This window comes from Grimontia sp. AD028 (assembly GCF_000973155.1).
GTDB classification, from domain to species: Bacteria; Pseudomonadota; Gammaproteobacteria; order Enterobacterales; family Vibrionaceae; genus Enterovibrio; species Enterovibrio indicus.
Genome location: NZ_LASY01000031.1, coordinates 23,268 through 45,547, shown reverse-complemented (window position 1 = coordinate 45,547; position 22,280 = coordinate 23,268). Strand labels below are relative to the sequence as shown.

Annotated in this window: 20 protein-coding genes; 12 read left to right on the top strand and 8 right to left on the bottom strand. The window is 48.5% G+C overall.

Going from position 1 to position 22,280, the window contains the following annotated elements:
• Positions 1 to 267 precede the first annotated feature (267 nt).
• The 7 genes from RN22_RS07765 to RN22_RS07735 all read left to right on the top strand — a co-directional run bounded on the left by RN22_RS07765 (position 268) and on the right by RN22_RS07735 (position 8,188).
• Positions 268 to 1,110: an ABC transporter substrate-binding protein gene (locus tag RN22_RS07765; protein ID WP_046303799.1), complete on the top strand. Its 843-nt coding sequence runs from the start codon at positions 268 to 270 to the stop codon at positions 1,108 to 1,110.
• On the top strand, positions 1,107 to 3,173 hold the full coding sequence (locus tag RN22_RS07760; RefSeq protein ID WP_046303798.1) for a bifunctional diguanylate cyclase/phosphodiesterase: 2,067 nt from the start codon (positions 1,107 to 1,109) through the stop codon (positions 3,171 to 3,173). Before RN22_RS07765 ends, RN22_RS07760 begins: the two co-directional genes overlap by 4 nt.
• Positions 3,174 to 3,629: 456 nt before the next feature.
• Positions 3,630 to 4,082 (top strand): hypothetical protein, encoded by a 453-nt coding sequence (locus RN22_RS07755; protein WP_039849633.1) that lies wholly within the window; start codon positions 3,630 to 3,632, stop codon positions 4,080 to 4,082.
• A gap of 308 nt (positions 4,083 to 4,390) precedes the next feature.
• Positions 4,391 to 4,843, top strand: coding sequence for a DUF1353 domain-containing protein (locus tag RN22_RS07750; RefSeq protein ID WP_046303797.1), 453 nt, complete (start codon positions 4,391 to 4,393; stop codon positions 4,841 to 4,843).
• Positions 4,844 to 5,045: 202 nt separating this feature from the next.
• Positions 5,046 to 6,221, top strand: coding sequence for an EAL domain-containing protein (locus RN22_RS07745; RefSeq protein ID WP_002536689.1), 1,176 nt, complete (start codon positions 5,046 to 5,048; stop codon positions 6,219 to 6,221).
• Positions 6,190 to 6,570, top strand: a complete 381-nt coding sequence (locus tag RN22_RS07740) for a DUF6614 family protein (protein WP_156168185.1) — start codon at positions 6,190 to 6,192, stop codon at positions 6,568 to 6,570. Before RN22_RS07745 ends, RN22_RS07740 begins: the two co-directional genes overlap by 32 nt.
• Complete coding sequence (locus tag RN22_RS07735; RefSeq protein ID WP_046303795.1) at positions 6,563 to 8,188, top strand: PAS domain-containing protein; 1,626 nt, start codon at positions 6,563 to 6,565, stop codon at positions 8,186 to 8,188. The genes RN22_RS07740 and RN22_RS07735 overlap by 8 nt, the downstream gene beginning before the upstream one ends.
• Positions 8,189 to 8,254: 66 nt before the next feature.
• On the opposite strand, the gene RN22_RS07730 is transcribed toward RN22_RS07735, so the two are convergent.
• Complete coding sequence (locus RN22_RS07730) at positions 8,255 to 8,755, bottom strand: hypothetical protein (RefSeq protein WP_046303794.1); 501 nt, start codon at positions 8,753 to 8,755, stop codon at positions 8,255 to 8,257.
• Between the two features lie 343 nt (positions 8,756 to 9,098).
• The gene (locus RN22_RS07725) at positions 9,099 to 9,788 is read right to left on the bottom strand and encodes a hypothetical protein (RefSeq protein WP_046303793.1); all 690 of its coding nucleotides are present in this window, start codon (positions 9,786 to 9,788) and stop codon (positions 9,099 to 9,101) included.
• 215 nt (positions 9,789 to 10,003) lie between these two features.
• Here RN22_RS07725 and RN22_RS07720 point away from each other — a divergent pair, with 215 nt between their 5' ends.
• The 3 genes from RN22_RS07720 (at position 10,004) to RN22_RS07710 (ending at position 12,279) form a co-directional block, all read left to right on the top strand.
• A complete protein-coding gene (locus tag RN22_RS07720; RefSeq protein ID WP_046303792.1) occupies positions 10,004 to 10,762 on the top strand; it encodes an isocitrate lyase/phosphoenolpyruvate mutase family protein in 759 nt (252 codons plus the stop codon).
• A 79-nt stretch (positions 10,763 to 10,841) separates the two neighbouring features.
• Positions 10,842 to 11,549 carry a hypothetical protein gene (locus RN22_RS07715; protein ID WP_046303791.1) on the top strand — a complete coding sequence of 236 codons (708 nt, stop codon included), beginning with the start codon at positions 10,842 to 10,844 and terminating at the stop codon, positions 11,547 to 11,549.
• 214 nt (positions 11,550 to 11,763) lie between these two features.
• On the top strand, positions 11,764 to 12,279 hold the full coding sequence (locus RN22_RS07710) for a hypothetical protein (RefSeq protein ID WP_046303832.1): 516 nt from the start codon (positions 11,764 to 11,766) through the stop codon (positions 12,277 to 12,279).
• An 82-nt stretch (positions 12,280 to 12,361) separates the two neighbouring features.
• Here the strand turns inward: RN22_RS07710 and RN22_RS07705 are convergent, their stop codons facing one another.
• The 6 genes from RN22_RS07705 to RN22_RS07680 form a co-directional block, all read right to left on the bottom strand.
• Entirely contained in the window at positions 12,362 to 14,104 is a 1,743-nt protein-coding gene (locus RN22_RS07705; protein WP_046303790.1) for a lysophospholipid acyltransferase family protein, read from the bottom strand.
• Between the two features lie 34 nt (positions 14,105 to 14,138).
• Complete coding sequence (locus RN22_RS07700; protein WP_046303789.1) at positions 14,139 to 14,564, bottom strand: YHS domain-containing (seleno)protein; 426 nt, start codon at positions 14,562 to 14,564, stop codon at positions 14,139 to 14,141.
• A 66-nt stretch (positions 14,565 to 14,630) separates the two neighbouring features.
• Positions 14,631 to 15,386 carry an NRDE family protein gene (locus RN22_RS07695; protein ID WP_046303788.1) on the bottom strand — a complete coding sequence of 252 codons (756 nt, stop codon included), beginning with the start codon at positions 15,384 to 15,386 and terminating at the stop codon, positions 14,631 to 14,633.
• Complete coding sequence (locus RN22_RS07690; protein WP_046303787.1) at positions 15,387 to 15,926, bottom strand: DinB family protein; 540 nt, start codon at positions 15,924 to 15,926, stop codon at positions 15,387 to 15,389.
• 42 nt (positions 15,927 to 15,968) lie between these two features.
• Positions 15,969 to 17,045: a D-alanine--D-alanine ligase gene (locus RN22_RS07685; protein ID WP_192815494.1), complete on the bottom strand. Its 1,077-nt coding sequence runs from the start codon at positions 17,043 to 17,045 to the stop codon at positions 15,969 to 15,971.
• A gap of 47 nt (positions 17,046 to 17,092) precedes the next feature.
• Positions 17,093 to 17,671, bottom strand: a complete 579-nt coding sequence (locus RN22_RS07680; RefSeq protein ID WP_002536673.1) for a DedA family protein — start codon at positions 17,669 to 17,671, stop codon at positions 17,093 to 17,095.
• Positions 17,672 to 17,889: 218 nt separating this feature from the next.
• Here RN22_RS07680 and RN22_RS07675 point away from each other — a divergent pair, with 218 nt between their 5' ends.
• The gene (locus RN22_RS07675) at positions 17,890 to 18,252 is read left to right on the top strand and encodes a nucleotide pyrophosphohydrolase (RefSeq protein ID WP_002536672.1); all 363 of its coding nucleotides are present in this window, start codon (positions 17,890 to 17,892) and stop codon (positions 18,250 to 18,252) included.
• A 162-nt stretch (positions 18,253 to 18,414) separates the two neighbouring features.
• Positions 18,415 to 22,179: an EAL domain-containing protein gene (locus tag RN22_RS07670; RefSeq protein WP_046303786.1), complete on the top strand. Its 3,765-nt coding sequence runs from the start codon at positions 18,415 to 18,417 to the stop codon at positions 22,177 to 22,179.
• Positions 22,180 to 22,280 lie beyond the last annotated feature (101 nt).

The following is a 22,280-nucleotide window of genomic DNA, read 5'->3' as shown; positions in this document are numbered from 1 at the left end:
ACTAAATAAGAACGGGTATCCCCAATATAGATTTCATTTCTTCCCCAAATTTCAGTATGGGATGGCTTGCGCACAAGGCATATGCAACACGCACTTAAAACGAGTCGTAAAAAAAGTCCTGGCGAGTACCAAAAATAAGACACTCAGCCATCTTGAGGTTACTTAATATACACGTAAAGACGAGTGTGCCAGATGCACTGACACAAATTGAAAAGGTCGTTTGAGGCGATTTTAGTTCGCGGCCAATGGATTGATTTACGGGATATTATGCGACGAATTTACGTTTCCCTCGGCTTGTTTAGTCAGGCAGCCGTAGCCTTTGCGGAACAACCCCTTCGGGTGGTATCTGAAACACTTCCCCCCTTTCAGGTCATTGATGAAGAAGGGCAATTTGGTGGTCGTGCGGTTGACATGGTTCAAGCCATTTTGGACGAGGCTGGGTTTGATTCACCCATTGATGTCATGCCTTGGGCACGGGCTTACAAAACCGCGCAAAAGGAAAAAAACGTCGCCATCTTCTCCATGGCTTTATCTGAAAAGCGCAAAGATCTCTTCCACTGGGTTGGCCGGTTGTACGCACTCGAACGTTCTTCATTGATAGGCTTAAAAAGCCGCTCTGAACTGCAAGGGGATTCATTGGACCACGCCAAAAATTTCCGTGTCTGCTCAGAGCTAGAAACATACTCCTATCAATACTTGGTAAATAAAGGTTTTAAGCCCGACGAAAACCTGTTCACCTTGCGGGGAACGCTATCAGCCCTTCCAACCGACAACGGCGGCATTGCCCGCCCCGCGAAGCACCTTTCTTTACTGCAAAACCGTAAGTGCGATTACGCCACAGGGCTTTGGTCTGTGTATGCCTACAGCGAAAACAGCAATGATGATTTGAAAGCGTATTTCTACCTTGGGGATCCAGATAAACCACTGATTTTGAATCTCGCTCTCAGCTTAGGGTCAGATCAGGTCGTGATTGACCGAATGAGCAAGGCTTACCATACACTTCTTAACGATGGCACCCTCTATAAAATCTGCTCCAAGGACGACCCTGAACATACCTTCACACTGTCTTGTGCTGCTGTCGAGCCGCCGGAGAATAACGGGGATTTATGACCTCAAAGCTGTTCGGCACCAAAGCACCCCTGCTAAGGCGATTTGTCGCTTCAGTGATGCTATTGAGCATTATTGGCGGTGTGGTGATCAGTGTTGTTATCGCGTCGGTTCAGCTCAACCACCTCAATACTGAAAAAGAACTGGCCGCCAAACTGCAGTTGGAAAACATCCTCGATGGCGCAGCCTACGCGGCGTTCAACCTCGATTCTGCGCAAGGGCATTCGCTACTGAAAGGCTTCGAAGGCGACCATTTGTTTCAGGCTGTCGCCATTCTCGACAACTATGACGATGCCGTGGCATCCATTGAGCAACCTCATCATCATGATTTGATTCCTGAGTGGTTGAGTGTGGTCCTCCCTGTCGATGAAACGGTTGTTCTCTCCTATCCGCTGACGTTCAAAATCTACCGCGATAGTCAATTTATCGACCAACATGTAGGGAATCTGGTCGGCACAGTGCACTTCCACACCTCTGAGGCCGAATTTTACGAATTGGTGTGGACCATTTGCCTTTCTACCATGGCAGAAGTACTGCTAATTGCCATCATCCTGACTATTCTCTTCCACAATCAGATTGGCCGACCTCTCTCCAAAATCATTGATTCTATTGATAAGAATGCCAAGCTTGAGCGACAAAAAAACGCCAGACTGTTGAAAATAGACGGCCACGAAAACGACGAATTTGGCTTACTGGTTCATGCCTACAACAATTCCGTGCAGCAGGCAGTCAGCTATATGCGAGAGCTGGAAAGTGCCAAAGCCGAACTCAAAGCCCTGTCTGAAATCGACCCGCTCACGAATGTTTCCAACCGCCGGGCTTTGCTTTCGGAACTCAACACCCTATGTAATCACGAGCATCCTTTTGCATTGGTGTCGTTCGACCTTGATGACTTCGGTGGCTATAACGATGCCAACGGACATCAGGAAGGGGATGTGTTGCTGGTAAGATTTGCCCGTGCGCTGAGAGAACAACTGCCGCACGCGTCCATCAGCCGCACCGGTGGAGATGAATTCGTTTGTATTATCCCCTCCCAGAGTTACCAGCAGAGCGTGGAAGATTTGCTGACACCGCTACTCAATACACCTGTGCGTGAAGACATCACCAGCACCCAGTGGATTTCCTCGTCTATCGGTGTCGCCTTTTTCCCTGAAAATGGCCACACGCCGAGACAACTTCTGCATGCTACCGACATCGCCCTTTATATTGCCAAGGAAGCGGGACGACGCTGTGTGCGTTTTTACGATAAAGATGCCGATATGGCACGAACCAACCGTGAAGCCGTGCGAAAAGCGCTGCAGCGCATTATCGAAACCAAAGAGTTCACACTGCATTACCAACCCAAAGTCAGCATGAAAACCGGATTGGTCATTGGCTGCGAGGCTTTGCTGCGTTTGAATCACAACGAGAGACAACAGAATGTCGCCCATGTCGATATCGTAGAAGAAGCCGAACGCACTGGACTGATTGTGGCACTGGGACGGGAGATCATGCGACGTGCCTTTTACGATATCAGCCAGATCCTTGATCACCTGCCGGACAACTTCCGCTTCAGCGTCAATGTTTCCCCTCAGCAACTTACCTCTGACGGGTTTATTGCAGAGCTGCTTTCCTGCTCAGAAGACAATGATGTACCCCTGCAGAGCCTGGATATCGAAATCACTGAGTCTTCCCAGATGATCAATACCGATTCTACCAACAAGGTACGAAACTGGCTAAAAAATGCCGGGGTGACGGTTTCACTGGATGATTTCGGTACTGGTTTTGCTTCGCTTGAATACCTGCTCACCTATGGCTTTGACCAAATCAAGATTGACCGCCAGTTTACTCAGGTGCTGCCTGGGGATGACGATGCCAAGGCCATCTTTAATGTGGTCAAGTACCTTGCAGATAAGCTGAACATGGATGTCATCGCTGAAGGCGTCGAAACGCTGGATCAGGAGACCTATTTGCTCAATCAAGGTTTTGAATATGCGCAAGGCTATTTCTACGCTAAACCACTTGTCATTGATGATTTCATCCAATTTGTCGCCTGTCGTCAGGCCAAGCACAGCTCTTCTGTCTAAAAATACCGCCTTACATAATAAAAACCCCAGACAGAAATATCATTTTTTCTTCGATTTCCCTTCTCCACTACTTGCACACTGCCTGACAGACTAAAAGCCATCACTTAATTATAGTATTCATATAGTTAGGTTAAGCTAACCACCGTACTGAAAGCGTGACAACACTGAATCCCGCCCGTTAGTTATTAAACAATCCGACAGTTGTGTTTCACTTATTTAACATCTATTCAACCTTCCGTGAATTTTTACTTTTAAAATTTTGCATCTTGAATAAAGCTTAAATCAGAAAAACAAAAACACGTCTTCGACGAATACTGAAATTGAACTTGCACCTGTAATAAGCACAACAAGCAGGTTATTGAACATCAGGGGAATGGCTCCTTTTATCGAGCCAAATAATAATAAAATGTGATTAAGCAGGGTGTTTACACTCACTAACAAAATGGGAGACTTCCCATGAAAAAAGTAAAATGCTTAGCGGTAACTTTTTCGAGCTTATTATTAACAGCCTGTATCGTTAATAGTAATGATCTTCGAGAGACGGATTTAAATTCGTCATTGCGACAAGGTGGATATTATTACTCCCACTTTGGAATAGAAAGAGAACAGACACGCGAGAAAGTCACCTTTGAAGACACAGAGGCAAGGGTAGCCTCAGTATCGCGGGTCACGGTAGTCAGTAATCGGGATGGCACTGTCTCCAAAGCTCTGAAACATAGAGGTAAAGGGAATTATCAAATAGATTGTCAGGTTGGTGCACATTTCTGCTTTTTAGTCATCGGTGCACTGATCAATGGGAAAAAAGTTGATCACAAATATCATGTTAATAAATCTGGATTACTCGTTAGGGAAAACGGAATATCAAAGAGATTTATTCATGATGACAGCGAAATGATTGAACAGTTTTAAATTCGTTTTTGGCTATGGTAGCGAGCCTTTAGGTTGGTAATAATTGATGCACCCAATACATTACCACCTCTACTTTACTGGTATCATCAGGCAGCGTTGATGGTAACTCAGTAAAATGACATGGAAGTTCCTTGTAGTTGGTGTAAATTATTTCAATGCAAATATTTGCATTTTGGACAGGCAATGCTCATTTGAGCTGACTCCATATTGCCTGTCCTTTTTCTTTTCTATTTTTCCCAATCTTTAAACGCAATCACAATAGTGTATTAGTTAGCCTATACCCTCCAGAAGCGACTTGGAGGCCCCTCATGCTCAAGCAACCCAGACTGCAACCCAGCGCATTGACGAACAAATACGAACTAACCTGGGATTTTGAAATACAAGTCGACGGTGTCGATATTGTTGTCCCAAAGTACTTCCGTTACGACGGCGCCAGCATTCCTGCTGTCGCTTGGCAAATTACTTTTACGCCCTTTCACCCAGACATCATGATGCCAGCATTGGTCCATGACTGGCTGTTCTACAATCATCAGGTTGAGCGCGAGCAGGCGGATGATTTCCTCTACCAACTGCTGCGCCAAAATGGGGTGGATAACCTGCGCGCCAACATGATTTGGGGAGCCGTCAGGGCAGGTGGGCACTTCTTCTGGGACAACGATGAGGAAGATAAAGAATTTCTGAGAAAGCTCTATCGCCTTGTCAAAAACAGACCAAATATCAATAGGTATCACTTTCCCCAGGAAATTGTAAACACTGCCTAAAATTACCGACTCACATCAAAGACTGTGTATTTATTAGTGGAATGTATTCAATCTCTTTAGATTCCTGCGCAACTTTTTCAGTCTGCACCGCCGATATTTTCTATATTTGCAGCTAGTTCCAAAGTTAGGTTTTCAGTAGGTAGGCAACAGAGCGCTCTACTGGACTGATGGATGCCACATACCCGGGTCAAGGAATGGGATTTTGAACGTTTACGTCGTCGATGATAATACCGAGTTTACCGATGTCATCACACAAATGCTGTGTGAGACAGGCTATCCCACTAAAGGTTATAACCGGGGCATGGATCTGCTGCGTTTCGCCGCGCCAACCTCCAATGATGTGCTGCTGCTCGATGTACACATGCCGGATAAAAACGGCATTGCCTTGCTCAAAGAGCTGAGCAGTTTCAGCATCAAGCCCTGCGTGATCCTGCTGAGCGGGTACGACAAATCCATTCTGAATTCCGCCTCTACCTTTGCCCAATCGCTCGACTTCAACGTGATCGGTTCACTTTCCAAGCCCTTCACCCGTCGAGTACTGCTGAACATGCTGGAGTTTGCCAAACAGGGCAAAGCCGACAAAAAGAAAATGGAAGTGGCCAAGGTCAATCCGGTTGATGTAGAAGAAGCTATGGATGATGATCAACTGGACGTCTTCTATCAGCCACAAATCAACCTGAGGGATGGCGTTGTTACCTCCTACGAATGCTTACTGCGCTGGCATCATCCTGAGCTTGGGCTGTTAAGTGCCGATCAGTTTCTGCACACGGATTTGCCAGACAGAATTAAGCTAAAACTCTCCTTATGGGTACTTAACCGTGTTGCTAGCGATGCCGAAGCACTTGTCCAATTGCCGCATTTCAAATCCATTTCCATCAACGTGAGTGCCTCATCGTTGGTGACGCCGGAGTATCAGTTCCGGTTTAATTCACTGATCGCTGGCACCCAGTTAAAGCCCCATCAAATCACACTGGAACTGATTGAGCGTGAGTTTCTTGAAGGGCGTCAGGATGTACTGGATATCTTGGTCAACCTCAGAATTAAAGGCGTGGGGCTGTCTCTCGACGATTTCGGCACGGGGTATTCCTCCCTGTCTCTATTCCACACGCTGCCATTTTCCGAATTGAAGGTCGACAAATCCTTCACCAAAACCATGTTGAGTAACGCTCAGTCTCTCAACATCGTCCGCTCCTGCATTGATTTGGCTAAACGCATGGAACTCAAAGTCATTGCTGAGGGCGTGGAATCCCACGATATCTATGAACATTTGCAGCACGAATGGTGTGACTCGGCGCAGGGCTACTACATTGCCAAGCCTATGCCGTTAAAAACCCTGATGAGCTGGAATGCAAATTTCAACCACCACATTTACAACTAATAAGGACGTTATTTTGGTCTCAATGCACGGATTGTATGAGCTCAAACCCGGTCAGGATCAGAGCGAATTTGAACAGGCATTTGTTGCCTACGCTAAACAACTCAACGAGATGGGACTCAACATTGGCTGGCAGTCATTCTCCCGTCGTCCGCACCCTGGCTACAACCTGTTACCTCCAGAGCAACATGGGCTGGTTGCTATGTACTTTGAAGATGACGATCAGGCCAATCGCTGCTGGGACGTGGTAGCGGCCGATGATGAACCCATTGCTTCCCTTCACCGGGGTGTTAACCAAAAGGTCACCAACATCAGCTTTTTCTATAGTGATGTGAACACGCACAATGTCTGAAAACGATGAGCTGCGAAAACGTATCGCTCAACTTGAAGCCGAGAACGAACGACTCAGACACGCCATCGATATTGCATCTGATGGTATCTATGACTGGCAAATCACAGAGAACAAGCTCTACCTGACTGGCAGCTGGTATGAAACGCTGGGTTATGAGAATCAGGAAGTCTCCTCCACCATTGAGCAGTGGCAATCTATGCTGCATCCTGATGATGTTGAATCTACCTGGAAAGCACTGCGGGCTCATATCAACGGTGAAGTTGAACTCCATGAGCATGAAAACCGGCTTCGGATGAAGAATGGCCAATACCGTTGGAATCTCGATCGCGGCAAAGTGGTTGAAAGGGATGAAAATGGTGTGGCGCTGCGCATGGTGGGGATTGATAAAGACATCACCCGACAAAAGCAGAGTGATGAGCTTAACCACCAGCTCGCCGCTCAGTTAATGCAAGCCAAAAAAATGGAGGCGCTGGGCGCGTTTGCAGGGGGGATTGCCCATGAGTTTAATAACCTGCTGGGGATTGCTTTCGGGCTGGCGGATTTAATCACGCTTAAACTGGAAAGCACCCCAACTTACGAGCGTGTTGGCGAGCACTTAGAGAAGCTTGAAGACGTATTAGATCGTGGGCGATTATTAGTAAAGCAGATCCTCACATTCAGTCGGAAACAGGATGAAGACCGCACAGAACTGGACCTTAACCGTCTTTGTCAGGATGTCACCTGCGCATTGGAAATGAGCAAAGCCTTCACCTCAAATCTCGCGCTCACCTTGCCGGAAGAAATCCTGATCATTCATGCCGACAGCACCCATATTCATCAGTTACTCACCAATCTTCTCATCAACGCAAATCACGCCTGCCAAGGTCTTGAAGGCAAAATCCGATTTGACGTTTCCGCCGTTGAACTGACTCAAGAAAACATCGAATCTGAATGGCTGGCACAACCGGGCATGTTCGCCAAAATCACTATCACTGATAACGGGGTAGGTATCGTTGATAAAGTGCTGGAACATATCTACGAACCGTTTTTCACCACCCGGGCGCACGGTGAAGGTACGGGCATGGGATTGGCCATCGTTCATGGAATTATCAGCCGATACCAAGGTGGGATCAGCGTTAAAACCATACTAAACGAAGGCACAGAGTTCACCGTCTACCTTCCGCTCTGCAGCAAACGCTCAGAAAACCACGTTATACATTCCGAGAATCTGGTTTCGTCTGGCATTCCGCTAGATGCTGATCTTCATCAGCCCAAAGTCATCTTCGTCGATGATGAAGAAATCATGCTTGAAGTGGTAAAAGCCACGCTGCCGATTTTCGGTCTGCAGGTTGATACCTTCAGCGACCCAAGCGAAGCGCTTTGGGAAATAGGGAAAACGCCTAATAAATACCAGATTCTGGTCACCGACCAGGCCATGCCACAACTCACCGGGTTACAGCTTATCAATGAAGCGCGCAAGCACAGCCCTGAACTGCCCGTGGTGCTTTACACCGGATTGAACGACTTTGCCGACCAGATTGGTGAAAGCCAACAGCTTCAGGGCTTTTTGTTAAAGCCTTTGCGGGTTAATGAACTAATCGTACACATCCGCTCTATATTGAGTGCCAGAGGGAAGTGAAACTGCGTGAGTAACAGGCCTTAGGGGCTATTTGTCTTCATTCCAGTCCCTTTAAATAGTGTGGCTTCATGCCATACAGTTTGACATCGTCTTTGATATAGAAGTCTCAGCGCCTTCCATGACGTAGTTATATTCCACACTTCCTACATTTGACCATTGAAGTTCCAAAGACACATTCTTGGCCGTGGCCATTTTGGTAACAAGGTAATCCTGCTCACTCGCAACAGGATTCAGGTAATGGGCACTTGTTGGTTGCCTGACAACAATTTGTCTAACTTCATCGTCAAATCTCACTTTGGCAATTAAAGGATCATCATGCATCACGAGAGTGGGCATTTTGGTTAGACCAAAAAAAACACGAGGCTCATTACCCCTACAAGTCACCCCCACCCAGCTTTCGATATCTCGTTGAAAGTTGACCTGACTGGAAGGGTAAACGCTCGGTGACACCGCCTGATATGACACTACAGATGAAAGCGAGGATGTACTTTCGGAGTGAACCCACTCACTCGCTCCCCCGGCAAATAACACTGCTCCTGCTGCAACTGCACTCAATGAATTGATCATTACTCTTCCCTTATTCAATTGGTTATAAGCAGTTAGATTACTGAACAATCCTGAACCAGAAGTAAACGAACAAGGGGGATAAATGAAAACATAAGGGCAGAGAAACGCCTCTACTGAAAAACAATACGGCCATTTCCTGGCAGCACATCCTCCCAATCACAAGCCGCCACCATTGAGAATATTAAACGTTCACTAAAAAGAGGCAGTAAAAGGCCTACACCTTTACTGGTGCTTTTTGGGCAATTTATGTTTGGGAAGGTTAAAGCTGATTGTCAGTTCACAGTTGAAATCGAGTGAGACCAATCGTTTCCCTACGGGATATTTGTATCAAAAAGAAGGCAATTCAGATGGGGAAGAATGTCATTGATGCCACACCATGGACAACTTGATTAATATGACGATTGGTACTGTCAGCGACCATTTTAGCCATCATGTCCTGAATCACGATCATTTTCGCCAACACTCGCTCGTAGCTGTAGTTTGGGGTCCCATCCAACGCGATACCATTGCTCAGTAGCATCAAATCACCATTGATGTCTTTTCGTGTATTGAGCAACCAAGCTACCGTTTCCAGATTACGGGCGCTGTTATAGAGCTTTTGCTGATCGATATCGTCGAGGAGGTAGAACTCCAACTGATTGTTGTAACTGGCGCTGATCATGCCGGTGATACCAACCATCAAAGCGAATACCCGATCACCTTCATACTCCTCAGAAAAAGCCAGATAAAGCGCATCTACCCCATCCAATCCACCCAGCTCTGCATAGCCGCCTTCAGGCCGTTGAACCGTCATAAAAGAATCCAGACGTCCAGAAACCGTCATGTCTGGCACCTTAGCCAACTCTCTTGGGTTTCGTTTGTAGAGTTTTACGGTGAGCTCACGTATCGCATCGCGGATTTCTAGTATGTGAATATCCGTGATCAAGTCCATGTCTGATTTGGCAAGATTTTTAAATTCAAAGGGACGGTTACCCGCACTGCAGGCCGTCAATGCGAGCGCCAGTAAAAAGGTAATCCCTGTTCGAAGCAGCATGTCCGTTCTTTATCTATTCAGTCAACGCAATGAGTGTAGATGCGGCCTATCCATCCGGTAAATGTTCGAGCTTCAACTCTGAGCCATGTCTCTAACTTCGCAATACCGATTACCCCAATTTTTCAATCATTTGGGTTCAGTTCCGTTTCCAGCCAGAGACCTGAAATAAACTCGATAAAGTATTCCCAACTTCACACAGAAAAACGGAGTACCGTATGGATTTTTATCAACTATCCACTCATGACCACCTTTATGTATTAGCAAATGTCTGGGATGCAAATAGCGCCAAGACTGCCGAATTGGAAGGATATCCTGCAATTGGCACCTCCAGTGCTGCCATCGCTCACTCACTCGGCTATGAAGATGGCGAAACTATGACCTTCGACGAGCTTTTGTTCGTCGTCAGGCGGATTCTTGCATGCTCGACCCTACCACTGAATGTGGATATTGAATCTGGCTATGGGGAAAGCACAGATCAAATTTCCGGGAATATTCGCACACTCATCTCGATGGGCGTCAAAGGCATCAACATTGAAGACAGCAAGGTGCTGGCAGGCGAGAGAAAGATCGAAAACATGGTGGATTTCCAACAGAAACTTAGGGATGTCATCAAGCTGTTGGGCAGTCAACGAAGAGAAGTGTTTATCAATGTCCGTACTGATACGTTTTTGCTTGGGTTAGATAACGCGAAGGAAGAAACGCTTGAGCGGGCGCAGCATTATGCCAATGCAGGCGCTGATGGTCTGTTTGTACCGTTTATCTCGAAGCCGGAAGACATCAAAGCTGCAGTTGATGCCTGTGCTCTTCCTCTGAATGTGATGTGTACACCGACTCTGCCAGAGTTCGGCGCGCTGCAACAACTGGGTGTCAATCGGGTCAGCATGGGGAACTACGCGCACAGTTTTTCGCAAGAAGCACTGAGACGAGTATTTAGCGAGATTCGCGATAGCCAATCCTTCATTCCGCTATTTTGAGTGAAAAGCCATATTGTTCGTTGTCCTCGCTTTGACTAAAATCATCGCCATTTCCAAGTACACAAATTGAGCAAAAACAATGAACAAAAGCTTTTTGACCAATCTTATCGCAGCAGCCGTGTTCGCTGCGGGTTACTACTTTGAAGAGCCACTGGCACTTTATGGTGGTTTATTTGCGCTGTCAGGTTCACTGACCAACTTGCTGGCTGTACACATGCTGTTTGAAAAGGTGCCGGGGCTTTACGGTTCTGGCGTTATTCAGGCACGTTTTGAGGCGTTCAAGCTTGGCATCAAATCATTGATGATGGATCAGTTCTTCACCCAGGAAAATGTTGATCGTTTCCTGAACAAGGAAATGTCTGGCGGTGCAGCTTTGAACCTTGAACCTGTGATTGAGCAAATCGACTTCAATCCAACGTTTGATGGCTTAGTAGAAGTGATTAACAACAGTCCATTTGGTGGCATGCTTGCCATGATGGGCGGTTCGGAAGCACTGGCACCACTGCGTCAGCCATTCGTAGAGAAAATGAAAACCTCAGTGGTCGACATCACTCAGCAGGATAACTTCCGTGAAGCGCTGAAAGGCCAAATTGAACAGCCGGAAATGATGGGCGATATCACAGCTAACATCGAGTCTGTTATCGAGCAACGTCTGGATGAGTTGACACCGGAAATGGTGAAGGAAATCGTTCAGAAGATGATCCGCGAGCACCTGGGTTGGCTGGTCGTCTGGGGTGGTGTTTTCGGTGGTGTGATTGGCGTGATTTCAGCACTGGTTGCAGCCTAATCACACACTCACCAATGCACGTTTGCGGCACCTCCGGGTGCCGTTTTTGTCACTCTGGCAGCAGATTGTTTGGGTACAGCTCACAAATATCTGATCTTGTTGCCAAAAGCTGCCCAGTTCCGCCGCTATACCACCGATTCACTCCTAAACTGATTTCCATATGCTTTGTCGCAAGCTTGCTACTGGTGAGCGCTTTTCTAAACGGGGTGACCACATGGCTAAATCCAAGAAACTGATAACGCTGGCTGCATTCAGCTCAGCCCTTTTTGCAACCTCGGCCTCTGCGCTGATCCTGCCTATTTCAGTCGGCGCGGATGCGGGTATCACTGATGTGAAATACAAAGGTCGCAGTGCCACCGGTTACTTCTGGGCAATTAACGGTAAGCTACACATCAATGATTACACCAGTATCTATACTGGCTACGGCGAAACCACGGCAGACATTCCCGATGAAAACGGTGTCGATCAGGACTTCACCTCTACGTCGATTCCACTGGCGCTCCAAGTGAATATTCCTATCGTCTTGGGTGATGTTTATGTACGCGGCGGCGGCAACTACTACGACAACACCTATATGGCCGAAAAAGAGGATGGTTGGGGTTTGCTGGGTGCTGTGGGCATTAATCTTTCCCCTGGCATTGGTCCCGGTCTTGCAGTCGAACTGACCTACCGTGATGCAGGTAATGCTGAAACCAGCTCAATTGGCGTAGGTGCCAGCCTTAGCTTCTAAAGCTGTCCGCATCTAAATCTCTCGAATACCCATAAACAAAAAGCGCCGGATATCGGCGTTTTTTGTTGGCTTGAAATCGATTTTATTGCTGATGATAATCGAGATAAATTTGCGCCTGCTCTTTGCCCATATATCTGCCGAGCGTCTTCACAGGCACATTGCGTAAATCCACCATAATCAGGCCATCCAACGCATTGTTGAATGCAGGATCCACGTTAAAGCACACCAGCTTGCCATTCAGACCAAGGTACTGCCTGAGCAGCACTGGCACGCCCAAACCCTGACTCATGCGGCTGATCACTCGCGATAACAGCTGCAAATCACCAAGCCCTGCCAGCATTGAAGTATGCCAAGGTACAGGTGCGGAAGTTTCCAGCGGTGTGGTCGGTGCCACCAGCTGCGCAATGTCCTCATTGTAGTGGTGCACGCTCAGGCTCTCTGCCAGCAAACGACGTGCAGTCAGCGGATAATCGTTACTGATGCTGACCGGGCCAAACAGGGTGGTGATATCAGGATGTTTGCTCACATAGGCAGCAATCCCTTTCCAGAGCAGCAGTAAGGCTGACAAGCTTCGCTGGTACTTTTCATCTATCACCGAACGGCCCATTTCCAGCGAGTTACCCATGCTTTCTACAAAACGTTCGTCATATTGGAACAAGCTGCGGGAGTAGAGCCCGTTCAACCCTTTCTCAGCCACAATTTCCTGCACTTTACCCAAGCGGTAAGCGCCGACCATTTGCCGCGCTTCCCGATCCCAGATAAACAGATGCAGGTAGTAATCATCATATTCGTCGATATCACAAGCCATGCCCGTGCCTTCACCGACAGCGCGGAAATTCACCTCACGCATTCTGCCGATTTCTTGAAGGATCACCGGAATATGCGTACTTTCCGTGCAATAAACATCAAACTCATTGGATGACAGAAGTTTTGCTTGCGCTGGTAATGTTGTCAGTTCCTGTTCTATCGCATCGACAGACTGCGGCGCAATGATGGGTTCGCCTGTCTGTTCCAACTCAACAGCCGTCACCGCTTGCTCGCGGTTAAGCAGATAAGTATTGAGCCTCAGATAATTCACGAGGGCGTCGTCATTTTCGAATGCACGACACTCTTTCCACGCGATAGGTTCACCAATGGAAAGTGGGATGGCATCGCCCCGTTTATTGAGCAGTTCTCGCGCCAGCATTGCGGTGCGGAGCAGCGGATGAATACGCCCAGCCCGATAGAATTTGCGGCTGTTCTGACCGCCAATGTAAATCGGTAACGCCGTCGCTTTGTGTTTCTTGACCAAGGCAGCGACTGAACGGCTCCACGCCTTGTCTTTGAGCTGTCCATCTTCGTCAAAGGTCGAGACTTCACCGGCTGGGAAAATCAGCAGCAAACCGCCATCGCTGACATGTTGGTGTGCTTCGCGTAACGCTCTCAAATTCGCCTTACGCGCACTCTCCCCTTCAAACACATCGACGCCGATAAAGATGTCACTGAGTTCGGGAATACGTTTGAGGTAGTAGTTTGCCAGCACTTTCACATCAGGGCGCACCTGACGTAGTAGTTTGGCAAGGATCACCCCTTCGACACCACCGAGCGGGTGATTAGCCACCACCACTGTGCTGCCAGTGGCAGGGATATTCTTCATGTCCTCGGCAGAGACGGTGTAGTCAATGCCGAGCACATCGAGGGTATAGGAGAGAAAATGATCGGTATCTATCCCTTCCGGACGGCGGCGGTAGTGCTTATCCAAAGCCCGGAGACCTGTCACGGACTCCAGCGCTTTTTCAATCACACCAAACGGCGTTTTTCTCGGGATCTGAAAGGGACTGATCATTGATGACTCTCCTCTTAGCGGTTAACAGGCTGGATTAGCGCTTCGCCCAGTTTTTGTCACCCAAATCGATAAAGCCCGGGATGTCTTTTTCCCATGCCTTCTGAACAGAATCGTCATAGTTCAGGTACAGCTTGTTATCGACGATAGTCCAAAACTCAGGGTCACCCGGCGCTAGATCATCTTTCTCAGCGATTGCCCATGCACAGTAGCCACCGTATTGCGGTGCATACTTCTCTGGGTCGGCGAGGAATTTGTCGAGGTTTTCCTGGCTGGAGAACAACCAATCAGCACCCTGATATTCGGTTTTGAAATCTGATTTGCCTTTGACTGGTGTGCCATCGAAGAAAGACACAGTGTCATAACCGCTCACCGCTTTGCTGCTGAAAAAGCCAGTGTAAACATCGGCGGCGAAGGTCAGTGGTGAGAACAACAAAGCTAGCAGTAACAGTACGCGAGACATCTTTCACTCCTTTTATTTTGGGCAGGTTCGCTTGCTAAATAAGAACCTGTCTGGGAGGTAAAAATTTCACCTTTTTTCGCTGGCAACCAAACGCATGTTTGGCACTTTTCGAATCAAGGTTTCTGTCGCCGTTGGAACGTTTTCACACGGTGATCCATCGACATACACCATTTCCGTTGCCCCCGGGGTGGCGCTGAGGTGCGTAAAGCTCACAGTGTTGGCATCGTCCCGGTGCATACACACAGATTTGTAGCCCGCTTCCGGCACATGGCTGCGGTGAAATGCCCACGCTTTCTCGACCGTTTGCGGTTCAGTCATGATGCTTTTGAAAGCTTCACGCCTTGCAATCATCACTTCCTGAAATGCCACGGAAGAGGAAATCATTGGCTCAACGCTGGGTCGCTGCGTGAGAACATGACCATCCCACTGGAAAGCAATCACGTGGCCATGGTGCGAATTCAAATCCGGTGCGAAAACCAGCAGGGTGAAGGGCGCATAAGAGCCCATGTGAAGGTTATTGAGTGTGCTGACGACATCTGCCACTGACGACGAAGGGGCCAGCATTTTCACCAACAAGCCACGACTGATAAGTGGCAATTCGGGAATATCACCCTGATAGTAATTCAGCAGACAAAGAGAGAGACCATGTTGGTTGGTGGCGATCCAAGTACCGCCACCATCCGGGTCTACAGGCATGAGGAATTCGGTGCCTTGTTCGCGAAATCGCTCCGGTGGTCGCGCAATGGCACGGCCCTTCTGCTCATCACGGTTGAAGAAAACGTCGTAACCGTTATCGTGCAACAGCCAACTGACAGTACACATCTACTGTTCTCCACGAAAATGACTGAGGGTGGCAGGCGCAAGGCCAAAAGTTTCTGCCACACTGATTTTCTGCACGCTCAAACTCACGCGGATAAGCGCAAAATGGTGCACCGCATGGCTGGAAACAAACGCCAGTTCGCGACCCAGCGTCGACGCTGATGTGGCCGCTGCCTGACGGTTCAGGCTCACCTCATGCCGCACATTGATGGCTGAGTCCATATCAGCTTCTGAAAGACTTTCCAGCCATTCGCAAAGATGTCTCCATTCCGAAATCGCTATTTCCCGATCCGTTTCGACAGGATGTGCACGGCGACGAACGTCATAGTCGATTTCCTGTGCAGAAGCCGCATGAAAGACATCCAGAATATGGCGCATATGCTGACCAATCGAGCTTTGCAAATAAGGCGCAGCAACGAACTGGTATTGGTCATCTGACAATTGATGAAGAAGCTCAAGCGCCTGTGCCGCCACATCCAGCCCCCCTTCTACCTCGACGGCATAAGGTGCGTTCAGTGATGGTTTGGAGTCTCTTGCTAACATGGAATCCCCTCAAATCGATGCTTTATTCGATTGTTTTTTGTTTTAATCGGTCGACGGATAATCACGCACCAGCGCTTTTTCCTTGCGCCACGCTCGATACAAGTCCATCAACGAAGGCACTTTATGCCCCGCTTTTCGTTGCAGGTTGCCTATCTCAAACAACATGCGGTACTGCGCCAGCAAGGTACTGAAAGCACTTTTGATGGTCGCACCACGATCCCAGATATGGGCGGCTTCACTGCTGGCACCATTAACTTCTAAAAGCACAAAATCCTCGCCACGCATCAGGCTCGCGATGTCACGGAACTTCAAATCAATTCGCCCATAGTGATAACCGGGGAAATCATCAAAAATTTCATCCAAGCGCTCGACTAGCGCTTCACTGATATAGTCACGTCCATCGCGGAAGATCGCTCCGCGAGAATGACTACCGGCAAACGCAAGGCGGAAGGTTTCCCCTTTGGCGAGCACCAAATCCAGCTTGTCTTCGTGGCGTGAGCGATATAGGTGGGAGAGTTTTCCGGCGCGCGAATCTTCATCAATTAACTGTGCGAGGTTACTTTCGCCGTCACCCACCACAAACGGGTTGTATTTGAGCGTCATGGAGAAAATCTGTCCTTTCTCCTGACCTGGGTAGCGCACGTAAAACACACCGGCTTCGGCGTTATAAGGGGCTTTTTCCTGCAGCATTAAACGGGCACCGTCAGGAAACAGGCGAAGGTATTCTTCCAGCTCACCTTTGTTTTCCACCAAACGCACACCCGCACCACGACACCCCAAGTCCGGCTTGGCAACAACAGGAAAGCCGAGCCCCGCCTGGTGCAAAGCCGTCAAGGCTTGATGCGCCTGTGTTTCAGGTGGCATTGCCGTCTTCTCCCACATGATGTAAGGCAGGATCCAAGGTTTGGCGGTTTCACCTGCCAACGACAAGATGGCGTCCTTGGACTCACCCACCATACCGCTCAATTCAATCCCGGGGTTTGCCACCAATGGCAACCCGAAGCTTCGGTATTTCAAGCCATTCCAAATCCATTGCAGGGCAACCGGGGCGTAAAACACCCAACCCGGCCAGAATTCAAAAAACGACACCGGCTTGCCGCTCATGTCTAGAGGCGGCATGCCATGGTTAACCGGCAAGGCAGGGGACGTTTTCTCTTCCACCAGCTTTAATCTGTGCAAACGGCTTTCTCCTTCAGCTTGCTCCCTGCAACGCGGTTGACAGCAATGAGCAAGAGCACCACAACCGGGATAAGCCCCCAACTGAGGTGGTTATTAATCCATTCAATTTCGCCCAACTGGTAAACCAGCGCGAAAACCAATGCCGTCCAGAGCGCGGTCGCCACCAAAACAGCAGATAAAAATGGCTTCAGCCCCACGCGGAAAAAACCGCTGAGGCAAAAACCCACAAACCTTAGACCCGGCACAAAACGAATAAGGAACAAATTGCCAAACGCATGGGCACGCAGTTTGCGGCGTATCATTCTCACGCTCGGCTTGGTCAGTAAAAATCCGCGCAGTTTTCTCCAGCGGCGGGCCCACAAGCCAAGCGCATACAGGCCGATATCGCCTGTCGCGATACCAACAAAAATCGCCGCCAGTGCGGCAGGGATAGACATCACACCCTGCGACGCCGCAACGCTTGCCGTCACAATGGCCAAATCTTCGAGTAGATAAGACAGGAGGATCACCGCGAAAAAGAGAGTCACAGGGGAAAACGTCAGCAATGTGGCGGTGATGTCATTCAAAGTGGGTACCCAGCTCCATGGTTCTACTTACAGAATAGACAGGATTAGCGCGTCATTGCTTTCACTGGGCAGATAAATTCCCTGCTTTCACAAAAATAGGACAGGTAAACCAGTTATTTAGTGACTACGGAGGCAATCCAACGCTTCAGTTTTCCCGTGCTTCAATCCATGACACACTACTGCCCCTAGAGTGCTATTGATTGAAAGGAAGTTTCCCAATGACTGATAAACCCCAAAGTGCATTCCTTCGTTTGGAAGCTGAGATGGCCGAATTTGCGCGCGAACGTGATTGGGAGCAATTTCATAACCCCAAGAATCTGGTGATGGCATTGAGCGGCGAAGTGGGCGAACTGGCAGAGTTGTTTCAGTGGCTGACGCCGGAACAGGCAGAAAATTTCCCTTCAGAAAAGCGTCAGGCGCTTGAGCATGAGCTGGCGGATATTCAACTTTATCTCATCCGTATTGCCGACCGTTGTGGCGTGGACTTAGAAAAAGCCTGTGATGAAAAGATTGCGCACAACCGTAAGAAATACCCACCCGAGAAGTGCTTTGGGAAAGCGGTCAAATATAACGAGCTGTAACATCACGAATAACTCGCTGTAAAACAGCCGGCCTTTCTCGGCACAACAATGAGACATCATCTAAACTTTTGAGACACAACTCTGCCTTTAAGGTGTGGCTTCGCTGTCAGCGCCTGCCGAAAGGGAGAGTTTCCTTTTTTGACTCATGGTTCGGATGACAGAATGACGCCATCGACAGCGCCCCCATCTTCTAAGGACGTATTTCCACAGAATGCGGTTTTGCTCCGCGTGATGCTGTTGTTTCTGGGCTGTCTGATTGAGTCGCTGTATGCCATCTATTTTTTACGCCAACCCAACAGCGCCGCGTTTATTTGGTATACCAATGGTTTCAGTATCGCCATGATCGCTCTGGCTCCTCCCAGCCAGCGTTTTGCCCTTGTTAGCACTGCTTTTGTTGCCATCTTACTTTCCAATATTATTTTCGGTGATGACCCCCTACAAAGTATTCAACTCTCAGCCGCAAACAGCACGACCATCATTCTTGGCAGCCTGTCTCTGGTGCTGATAAGTCGATACGCTGAACCTTTCCTTTCTCTTAAAGCGTTTAGCTTTTTTGTTTTATTTACGGTCATCCTAGTGCCGATTTCGGGCGCGGTGCTCGGTGGTTGGGTACTCAATCGAGAATTATCCATTCCTTTTGAAGTCGTTGCTCCGGCTTGGTATCTGGGAGATGTTATCGGTTTTCTCGCCATCACCCCATTGATCTATACCTTGCTGCAGCGAGATAAAGAGCTGCCTTCCAGCATTTATCGACCCACGACCGTCCTCACTATCTTCGCTATCGCAGCGCTTTCTGGGTGGCTGCTCACCCATGTCGCTTTCCCGTTCATTGCTATCGCTATCGCGTTAACATTGGCTGGTGCCGTCTTAGATAGACTCTCAGCGTTTTTTACCGCCTTTGTCGTATCAGTTACCTTGGATTTGCTCTTGGTTAACCCGGGAGAGAATTTATCGCTCTCAGTTGAACCTTCCAACCCAACCGCTCTGCTTCTTCCCATCAGTGGAGCTATGTTACTGGGTGCCATTCTAGCGGTGAAATCAGCACGTCTACTGCACATTCAAAAAATGAGTGATGAGCGCGCAGAGTTGTTTTCAAACGCCATGCAGTCCTCTGTCATCGGTACAGTAATGGTGCAGCCTGATGGCAAAATGAGTAATGCGAATCGAAGCTTCATTGACCTGATTGGCTACACTGGGGAAGAGTTGGAAAACAAAACCTTCCGCCAGTTAGTTTTTCACCGCGACAAAGACACCGCAAATGAAAAGCTCCAACTCCTTGCTCAAAGTAAAATCAGTAACTTCCAAGCAGAAGTCCGCCTGACCCGTAAAAACAAGCAAGTCGTTTGGACACGTATTGCCGTTTCAATCATCCGGGACAAATGGACGGGTAACACCCAGCAATACATCTATCAAGTGCAGGATATTGATAAAGACCGGCGCTTTGATGACGAGCGGAAAATGTGGTCCAAGAAATTTGAATTCGCCCTCGGCATTAACCATACCGCCGTCTATGAAATGGAGTGCCACACTAAATACCTGCAACTTTCCGAAAATTCCGAGCAAGCCATTGGCATTAAAGCCACTGAAGTGAAACGGCTTTACGAATGGATGTCCCGTATTCACCCTGAAGACCTGCGCGAGTACCAGCATACGTTAACCCAAAACGGGGGACACTCAGGGGCCATAGAATACCGCTTGTTGGATGATAATGAGCGATATCGCTGGGTAAGGGACAACTGCCAACCTATTGAATATGACAGCCACGGCATGACGACCAAAGTGATTGGTACCATTACCGACATTGATGACGAAAGAGCGTTGTCCCTGCAAGAAACCATGGCAGCCAAACAAACAGAGTTGGTCGGTCAGGTGTGTGATTTTGGCCTTTGGGAATACACTCCTCAAACAGAACAGCTCTATTGGAACGAAGAAATGTACGCCTTGTTTGAACTGCACAATGGCGAGCATATAACGACATCTCTTTGGCGGGAAAGAGTACTGCCTTCAGACCGCCATCAGCTTGATTCTATGTTCAACATCACCCGTATGAACAACGATCAACTCAGTTTCAACATCCAGGTACAAAACGCGCATGGACATGTGGTGTACCATCATATTTTGGCTAGGGTCATTCACTCTGAATCGGGATCCCGTTTGGTCGGGCTATGTCAGGAAACCACCTTAATCCAGCGGGAAAACGTACAACTCGAACGTGAAAACCATTTGTTAGCCACGGCAGCGGAGTCCGTCACAGATGGCATCGTCGCGCTGGATTCTTTGCTTCGGATAACCTTTATCAACCGCCATGCTTCTGTCTTCACTGGCTTCTCCTCAGAAGAGCTGGTTGGTACTAACATCGACGAACAGTTCAATATCTTTGATCGCCAGAACCAATACACCTTTGCACACCTACTCTCGGCCCACCACCAAGACTTCCGTTTGAGGGGCACCTTTACCCTACAAACTGAACATAATCAGGAACAGTTGGTATATTTAGAAGCGACCCCTGTCATCCTTGATGGCGCAGCGCCCAGCGGCTGGGTGCTGACTTTCCACTATCAAACAGCGACGGTAGCAGAGAGGATTGCAGGGCTGGAAGAGAAGTCAGCGATAGATGCGCTAACGAAGTTGCCAAACCAACGCGCGTTTGAACATAGATTACAAAGCCACATCGACAGCTTAAAGGGCACAGAGCCGCATGCACTGGTGGTGATAGAAATCAGTGGGCTCGATATTCTGACAGATGCCTTCGGCGAGCAGATCCGTGATCAGCTCATTAAATCGGTGGCACTTTTAATTAAAGCATTGGGTAAGCAGTGCGTTGCCAGAATCAGTGATACCCAATTTGGCATGCTGCTGGAACATGAATCCGTCGAACACGCTCGCTATTCTCTGGTCACACTGGCAGAGAAAATTGGCGCGTTGAAGTACCAACAAGGTGACTTTTCCTACCCATTAGGATGCTCAATGGGTTTGACCGCAGCAGACGACCCAAACAACACACCGTTCCAGCTCATCTATCAAGCGCAGGTGGCATTGGAGTCGATCTCTGAGGGCAGTCAGCACGCTATTTCAATCTTTGATGCATCCTTACTTAACGACGGCATTTCTTTCCGTCGCGACTTTTTGCTGCAGCGTATTGATACCGCCATCTCTACGAATTCATTCAGTCTTTTAAGCATGCCTATCATTCCTACCAATCAGGAAGACCAAACCTGGCATGAGCTGCTAGTCAGGCTGATCACGGAAGACGGCGATCTCTTATTACCCGCGGAATTCCTGGCCGCCGCAGAACCTACTGGCCGATTGATCAGCATTGAGCGCTGGGTCTTCAATGAGGTGCTGGTCACGCAAGCGTCTGCACTGGCACAAACCGGCATGTCGGTCGCGGTGAACATCTCTTCGGGTGCCTTCTACAACGACAGCTTCATGATTTATTGCTTAGATCTAATAAAGAAAAGTACCTTACGCGCCCAACAACTTTGTATCGAAGTAAAAGAGAGCACCCTATTAATTGATACCGTGCGTTCACAACAGATTGTTTCTTCGTTAAGAAAATTGGGTTGTGAAGTCGCCGTTGACAGTTTCGGCGCCGAGTTGACGTCGTTCGGGTATCTGCGAAAGTTCAATATCAGCTTGCTCAAGATTGATGGCAGCATTATCTCCATGATGAAATCAAGCAAGGTCGACAGGCGTATCGTTGAATCCATCAAACAAGTCAGCGACTCGCTCAAAGTCAAAACCGCAGCACAGAAAGTCAATTCTGATGAAGACCTACGCCAGGTGATGGAAGTTGGACTGGATTACACACAAGGCTACATATACGGTGAACCTGTTCCCCTCGCCAGGATCATTTCTTCCTCCAAAGTGGGGCTGGGGCATACACACGCGAAAGAAGGTTTAAGCAAAAGAAAGACAGCGGGTTAACACCCTATCCCCGTCACAGACTCACAGCACATATCTTCCCATCGCTGTCGATTTATCATTCAATCGTCACTCTCACAGGCGTCATTAGCAGGGACTGACAC

Excerpts from the sequence above, each read along its gene's own strand:
- RN22_RS07765 (WP_046303799.1), top strand. The coding sequence starts at position 268 with ATGCGACGAATTTACGTTTCCCTCGGCTTGTTTAGTCAGGCAGCCGTA.
- RN22_RS07760 (WP_046303798.1), top strand. The coding sequence starts at position 1,107 with ATGACCTCAAAGCTGTTCGGCACCAAAGCACCCCTGCTAAGGCGATTT.
- RN22_RS07755 (WP_039849633.1), top strand. The coding sequence starts at position 3,630 with ATGAAAAAAGTAAAATGCTTAGCGGTAACTTTTTCGAGCTTATTATTA.
- RN22_RS07750 (WP_046303797.1), top strand. The coding sequence starts at position 4,391 with ATGCTCAAGCAACCCAGACTGCAACCCAGCGCATTGACGAACAAATAC.
- RN22_RS07740 (WP_156168185.1), top strand. The coding sequence starts at position 6,190 with ATGCAAATTTCAACCACCACATTTACAACTAATAAGGACGTTATTTTG.
- RN22_RS07735 (WP_046303795.1), top strand. The coding sequence starts at position 6,563 with ATGTCTGAAAACGATGAGCTGCGAAAACGTATCGCTCAACTTGAAGCC.
- RN22_RS07730 (WP_046303794.1), bottom strand. The coding sequence starts at position 8,755 with ATGATCAATTCATTGAGTGCAGTTGCAGCAGGAGCAGTGTTATTTGCC.
- RN22_RS07725 (WP_046303793.1), bottom strand. The coding sequence starts at position 9,788 with ATGCTGCTTCGAACAGGGATTACCTTTTTACTGGCGCTCGCATTGACG.
- RN22_RS07720 (WP_046303792.1), top strand. The coding sequence starts at position 10,004 with ATGGATTTTTATCAACTATCCACTCATGACCACCTTTATGTATTAGCA.
- RN22_RS07715 (WP_046303791.1), top strand. The coding sequence starts at position 10,842 with ATGAACAAAAGCTTTTTGACCAATCTTATCGCAGCAGCCGTGTTCGCT.
- RN22_RS07710 (WP_046303832.1), top strand. The coding sequence starts at position 11,764 with ATGGCTAAATCCAAGAAACTGATAACGCTGGCTGCATTCAGCTCAGCC.
- RN22_RS07705 (WP_046303790.1), bottom strand. The coding sequence starts at position 14,104 with ATGATCAGTCCCTTTCAGATCCCGAGAAAAACGCCGTTTGGTGTGATT.
- RN22_RS07700 (WP_046303789.1), bottom strand. The coding sequence starts at position 14,564 with ATGTCTCGCGTACTGTTACTGCTAGCTTTGTTGTTCTCACCACTGACC.
- RN22_RS07695 (WP_046303788.1), bottom strand. The coding sequence starts at position 15,386 with ATGTGTACTGTCAGTTGGCTGTTGCACGATAACGGTTACGACGTTTTC.
- RN22_RS07690 (WP_046303787.1), bottom strand. The coding sequence starts at position 15,926 with ATGTTAGCAAGAGACTCCAAACCATCACTGAACGCACCTTATGCCGTC.
- RN22_RS07685 (WP_192815494.1), bottom strand. The coding sequence starts at position 17,045 with ATGCCGCCTCTAGACATGAGCGGCAAGCCGGTGTCGTTTTTTGAATTC.
- RN22_RS07675 (WP_002536672.1), top strand. The coding sequence starts at position 17,890 with ATGACTGATAAACCCCAAAGTGCATTCCTTCGTTTGGAAGCTGAGATG.
- RN22_RS07670 (WP_046303786.1), top strand. The coding sequence starts at position 18,415 with ATGACGCCATCGACAGCGCCCCCATCTTCTAAGGACGTATTTCCACAG.